General features: G+C 60.0%; 4 protein-coding genes and 1 pseudogene. 3 read left to right on the top strand and 2 right to left on the bottom strand.

All coding sequences use genetic code 11. From position 1 onward, the window contains the following. A pseudogene (locus ACKVY0_RS03185) lies at positions 1–331 on the top strand (hypothetical protein); the annotation flags it as partial. A gap of 107 nt (positions 332–438) precedes the next feature. Here ACKVY0_RS03185 and ACKVY0_RS03180 read toward each other — a convergent pair. Beyond that, the gene (locus ACKVY0_RS03180) at positions 439–1,353 is read right to left on the bottom strand and encodes a sugar phosphate isomerase/epimerase family protein (protein WP_409213344.1); all 915 of its coding nucleotides are present in this window, start codon (positions 1,351–1,353) and stop codon (positions 439–441) included. A gap of 51 nt (positions 1,354–1,404) precedes the next feature. Here ACKVY0_RS03180 and ACKVY0_RS03175 point away from each other — a divergent pair, with 51 nt between their 5' ends. Continuing rightward, complete coding sequence (locus ACKVY0_RS03175; RefSeq protein ID WP_409213343.1) at positions 1,405–2,601, top strand: alpha/beta hydrolase; 1,197 nt, start codon at positions 1,405–1,407, stop codon at positions 2,599–2,601. Positions 2,602–2,729: 128 nt separating this feature from the next. Here ACKVY0_RS03175 and fabF read toward each other — a convergent pair whose 3' ends face one another. Next, positions 2,730–3,986 (bottom strand): beta-ketoacyl-ACP synthase II, encoded by a 1,257-nt coding sequence (gene fabF, locus ACKVY0_RS03170; protein ID WP_409213342.1) that lies wholly within the window; start codon positions 3,984–3,986, stop codon positions 2,730–2,732. A 246-nt stretch (positions 3,987–4,232) separates the two neighbouring features. On the opposite strand from fabF, the gene ACKVY0_RS03165 reads away from it, so the two are divergent. Beyond that, entirely contained in the window at positions 4,233–5,345 is a 1,113-nt protein-coding gene (locus tag ACKVY0_RS03165; RefSeq protein WP_409213341.1) for a hypothetical protein, read from the top strand. The last annotated feature ends 49 nt before the right edge of the window (positions 5,346–5,394 follow it).

Raw genomic sequence — 5,394 nt, 5'->3', positions numbered from 1 at the left:
CTTCGTACAGGTCGAAAAGGTGCGCCAAGGAGCGCAGAACCGCATCAGCACCGGCGCTTTGAATCGTCTGCTCGGCAATGCCATCGATAACACCCCCGGTGCCCTCGGCCGCAGCACGCACAGCTTCAAGCTCCTCTACGCCACGCAGGTGAACGAAGCCGCCGAGTTCGCCATTCCCATCCCGCACTTCGTCCTCTTCGCCAACCGCGCCTCCAAGCTCACCGAAGGCTACACCCGCTACCTCGAAAAAGTCATCCGCGATGAATGGCCCGCCCCCGGCGTGCCCTTCCGCATGAGCGTGCGCGGCAAGGGACCGAAGAAGGAGCGGTGAAAACGGATGCGTCGCTGGAAGGACGTCTTTGTATGTTGTTCACGCTTTAGCGTGTCCGGGGGGAACGGGGAACACGCTAAAGCGTGAACAACGTACCCAGAAACACCTCAAGCCAGCAGCGGCCTGAGCATGTCGCAAATCTCCGGCACTTTGACGAAGGGGTCTTCCTTGGTCTCGAACTCCAGTGTGAACCAGCCCTGGTAATTCGCATCGCGCATGATCTGGAGCACGCGTTTCACATCGCTCGGCTCGGCTTCTTTGGCGCCTTCGCGTTTGATCTCCATCTTGAGCTGCACGTTGACGGCGTAGGGTGCGATCTTGGCAAGATCGGCATACGGGTCTTCCGTGTGGAAGTTGCCGCTGTCGAGATTGATGCCGGCCCACGGACTCTTCGCGGCCTGCACCATCTTGATGAGGTTGTCCGGCTCGGCGACGATGCCGCCGTGGTTTTCGAGGCCAAGGAAGACGCCCTTCTTCGCTGCGTAGTCGAGGCACTCCTGATAGGACTCCTGACAGTTCGCCACCGCCTGTTCTTCGGTGAGATCTTTTGGCTTCGCTCCGGCGAAGACGCGAATGTGCGGCGCGCCCATGATCGCGGAATAATCGATCCACTTCTTCGTGTAGGCGATCTGTTCGCTCAGCTTCTCGCCCTTTGGCAGTGCGAAATTGTTTCCGACCGCTGTTCCGGCGATCTGCACGCCACGCAGATACGCACGGCGCTTCACTTCGAGCAGGAAGGCTTCATCGACTTCTGGCGGGAAGAAGTAGCTCGTCACTTCGGCTCCCGGCACGCCGTTGTCGCCGCACCAGTCGATGAAATCGAGGATGCTCCAGGCATTGCGGTCGCCCTTCGGCTTCTGCTCCTTGTCACGCATCCACTGGAAGTACTCGCGGAAGCTGTACGCGGCCACGCCGAGCTGCATGCGGCTTTTGCCGGGACGCTTGATCGGCTCGATGGCGGGCAAGGTGGAGACGCTGAGAGCGCCGAGGCTGGTGGAGAGAAAATGACGGCGAGTGATCATGGTGGATGAAAGAACGGTTTGGAATGACAGGATTAACAGAACTCCCAACCCATGAACAAGCTTTCTCTTTTCACCGCCGTTCTCTTTTTAACCGCCATCGCCCACGCCGAGCCTGCCAAGGTCCGCCTGTGGCCAGAAGGCGCTCCCGGTGCCAAGGGCGACACGGACAAGGACCAGCCCTTCGTCTATGTCTGGCCTGCCTCGAAAGAGAAAGCGAATGGCGCAGCCTTCGTCGTGTGTCCCGGTGGCGGCTATGGTGGTCTGGCCGCCGATCACGAAGGCGTGCAGGTCGCGAAGTGGTTCAACGGCCTCGGCGTCTCCGCTTTCGTGCTGCATTACCGCCTTGGTTCGGCTGGTTATCATTTCCCGACACAGCTCATCGACGTGCAACGCGCCATTCGCCATGTGCGGGCGAATGCGCAGCAGTACGGCATCGATCCGCAGCGCATCGGCATCATCGGCTTCTCCGCTGGTGGTCATCTCACCTCGATGGCAGCGACGATGTTCGATGAAAAACCCGCCGGCATGACCAACGACGCCGTGGATCAAGTCAGTGCCCGCCCCGATGTCGCCGCGCCGACCTATCCCGTCATCTCGATGATCGAAGACTTCGGCCACAAAGGCTCGCGCAAAAATCTGCTCGGCCCAAATGACAACGACGAACTCGCCAAGCACGTCAGCACCGAAACTCGCGTCACTGCCAACACGCCGCCGATTTTCATCTTCCACACCGATGAGGACTCCGTCGTGCCTGCGGAGAATCCCGTGGCGCTCTACCTCGCCTGCCGCAAACACAAAGTGCCCGCCGAACTGCACATCTACCAGCCTGGCCCGCACGGTGTCGGACTCTACCTCGGCGATCCCGTGCTCGGCACCTGGAGCGGTCACCTGCGCGACTGGCTGCGCAATCAAGGCTTCCTCAAGCCCGCCAAACGCACCGCGATTGACGGCAAGGTCACCGTCAACGGCAAACCTGTGAGCTGGGGCAGCGTGATCTTCACGCCCGAAGATCCTTCCGCGCCCGTCGCCTGCGCCCGTGTGATGGGCGGCAAGTTCAAGCTCGATGACAAGACCGGCCCCGTGCTTGGCAAAGTGAAACTCACCGTCAGCTACAGTGCCGCTGATGTTCCCGGTCTCGAAACGGCTGATGGCACCGTGACGACGAAAGCACAAAAGCCCGGTGCAGGGGAGTGGAGCTTCGAAGTCGGTGAAAACGCGAAGAACTTGGAACTCCAAGTTTCGCGTTAACTGGAACACCGGAGGTCAGGCTTCCAGCCTGACAGCGGCCCGAGGCTTCCAGCCTTTGGCCGCTCTGCTCAAGGCGGGACGCCTCGATCCATAGACAGGCCCGGAAGCCTATCCTCCACGACAAAGGATCAACCCTCGAACTTCGTGATCAGCAGCGCGGCGTTGTGACCGCCGAAGCCAAACGAGTTGCTCAGGACAGCGTTGACCTTGGCAGGACGCGCGGTGTTCGGCACGATGTCCACGTCCACCTCGGGATCGAGGTTTTCGACATTGATCGTGGGTGGGACGATCTGGTCCTGGATGGCGTAGATCGAGGCGACGAGTTCGACACCACCGGCGGCACCGAGCAAATGACCGGTCATCGACTTGGTGCCGGAGACGAGCAGGCCGTTGCCGCTCTTGGCGTAATCGCCAAACACGCGCTTGATGGCACGCAGTTCGCACAAATCGCCCACCGGAGTCGAGGTGGCATGCGCGTTGATGTATTGCACGTCCGTGGTGTTCAGCTTGGCATGGCGCAGGGCCATTTCCATGCACTTGGCAGCGCCAAGACCTTCGGGATGCGGCGAGGTGAGGTGGTAGGCATCAGCGGTGGTGCCGTAACCGGCCAGTTCGGCATAAATCGTCGCGCCGCGCTTCTTGGCGTGCTCGAGTTCTTCGATCACCACAACACCAGCGCCTTCACCCATGACGAAGCCATCGCGGTCCTTGTCCCATGGACGTGAGGCACGCTCAGGATCGTCATTGCGCAGGCTGAGAGCCTTCATGTTGGAGAATCCGGCCAAGCCGCAGGGGCGGATGGACGCTTCGGCACCGCCGCAGATCATGGCGTCAGCATCGCCGAACTTAATCATGCGCCAGGCTTCACCGATGTTGTTGTTCGAGGTCGCGCAGGCGGTGACGATGGCCATGTTCGGCCCCATGAATCCGTATTCCGCCGCGATCATGCCGCTGGCAATGTTCGAGATCATCATCGGGATGATGAACGGCGAAACGCGTGAAGGTGATTTCGTCAACAGCACCTCATACTGCGTTTCGAGCGTGCCGAGACCACCGATGCCGCTGCCGACCATGACGCCGACGCGATGCGGGTCCAGGCTGTCGGGGTTCAAGTTGGCGTCCTTGGCCGCCATTTTCGAGGCGGCCATGGCGAACTGGAAATAGCGGTCCGCACGGCGGGCGTCCTTGTGGTTGTTGAAGTAGCCTGTGGGATCAAAGTCCACCACCTCACCGCCGATCTTGCAGTCGTATTTCGTGGTGTCCATGGACTGGAGGCGGCGGATGCCGCTCTTGCCTGCCAGGATGTTCTTCCAAAAATCGTCCTTATTGTTGCCGACGGGGGAGACAACTCCCATGCCGGTGATGACGACGCGACGCTCGCTCATGTGTGTGAATAGTGGGTTGATTTGAAGGTTGAGAGAACACGGTTTGCACGGTGGGGCAAGGAAAAACATGGAAGTGGCCAGCCTGTGTGTTTGGCCATGTCCCGGTATTTCGCGCCTTGAATCGGTGGCCCGATAAGAAATTTGAATCAAGATCGACCACCAGCCTTCGTTTTGAGGGCACCACCAGCCATGGACCCAACAGCCAACACCTCCGCGACTTCAGAGGAACCAAGGTCGGAAGCTGCCATGAACAGCTCCCCTGCCGCAGTGATCTACCGGCGGCCCAACCGTCTGGTGCGGCTGTGGCGTTCCATCGGCGGCGGATCGCTCACGCTGAGCCTGATTTTTCATGCGGGGCTGCTTGTGCTGGCTGGACTAGTGGTGCTGGCCACGCAGACATTTGACAGGCAGGTCGATTTCCTGCCCGGCGGCGGCACCCGGCAGGGAGCCGAGGCATCTGCCGATCTGGCGCATAAAGTGCAAATGAAGCGCCAGCAGAAACTTCAAAAGACCCCACCAATGCAGCGGTTAGTTTCCGCCAGCATCAGTTCCAGCATCACTCTGCCGGAAGCTCCACCCGACATGCTCTCCTTGCCTGACATCTCGTCCCTCGCGGGTGGGGGAAAACTCGGCAGCGGCGGTTTTGGCACTGGCGGCGCCGGGGGTGGGTTCGGCAACGGTCAAGGCATGGGCGGCATGTCTGGCATGACCTTCAAGCCGCTGATGATGTTCGGCAAAGAACTCAAAGACACCCGCAAAATCGCCGTCGTCATGGACGTCTCGCGCTCCATGACCAAATACCTGCCGCTTGTGGCCAAAGAACTCGACAAGGTCGCCTTCGGCAGTCCGCTCGTGCTCTACTTCGGCTGCGGCCTGGTCAAACCCAAGGAGAAGATCGACGACGACATCAATCCCACCAATGGCGACAAATTTCGCACCTTCTGGCAGGTCTGGGAGGGCAAGACCCCGCTCAACACGCCCGCCGCAGAGCGCAAAAAATTCAAATACAATCCCGCCCTGCCCATGCCGCTGGAGGACATCTTCAACCAGATGGAAAAGCGCCAAAACACGCACTTCGTGGAGTTCAATGGCATCACCCACGCCTGGACCGCCCTCATGTCGAAGGAGGTCATGGAAGCCGACACGATCTACTGGTTCGCCGACTTCATGGACAAGGTGGACTCCGAGCAGATTGAAGTCGTGCTCAAGAAGCTCAAGTCCCGCAAACAGAAGCTCTACATCCACGCTTCCAAGGAAGGACGTTCGTTCGTGCAAGTGCGCGATGAACTCGTCATCCCCTCCGGCGGCGAGGTCATTCAGACGAAGTCCGAGGAGCCGCCCAAGAAGAAAGTGAAGTAGCTGACCTCCTCAATAGTCCCGGTTCAGCAGATAATCCGAGAGCTGCCGC

It is taken from the genome of Prosthecobacter sp. (assembly GCF_046154365.1).
Classification (GTDB): Bacteria; Verrucomicrobiota; Verrucomicrobiia; order Verrucomicrobiales; family Verrucomicrobiaceae; genus Prosthecobacter.
This window is presented reverse-complemented; position numbering and strand designations above follow the sequence as displayed.

Excerpts from the sequence above, each read along its gene's own strand:
- ACKVY0_RS03165 (WP_409213341.1), top strand. The coding sequence starts at position 4,233 with ATGAACAGCTCCCCTGCCGCAGTGATCTACCGGCGGCCCAACCGTCTG.
- fabF (WP_409213342.1), bottom strand. The coding sequence starts at position 3,986 with ATGAGCGAGCGTCGCGTCGTCATCACCGGCATGGGAGTTGTCTCCCCC.
- ACKVY0_RS03175 (WP_409213343.1), top strand. The coding sequence starts at position 1,405 with ATGAACAAGCTTTCTCTTTTCACCGCCGTTCTCTTTTTAACCGCCATC.
- ACKVY0_RS03180 (WP_409213344.1), bottom strand. The coding sequence starts at position 1,353 with ATGATCACTCGCCGTCATTTTCTCTCCACCAGCCTCGGCGCTCTCAGC.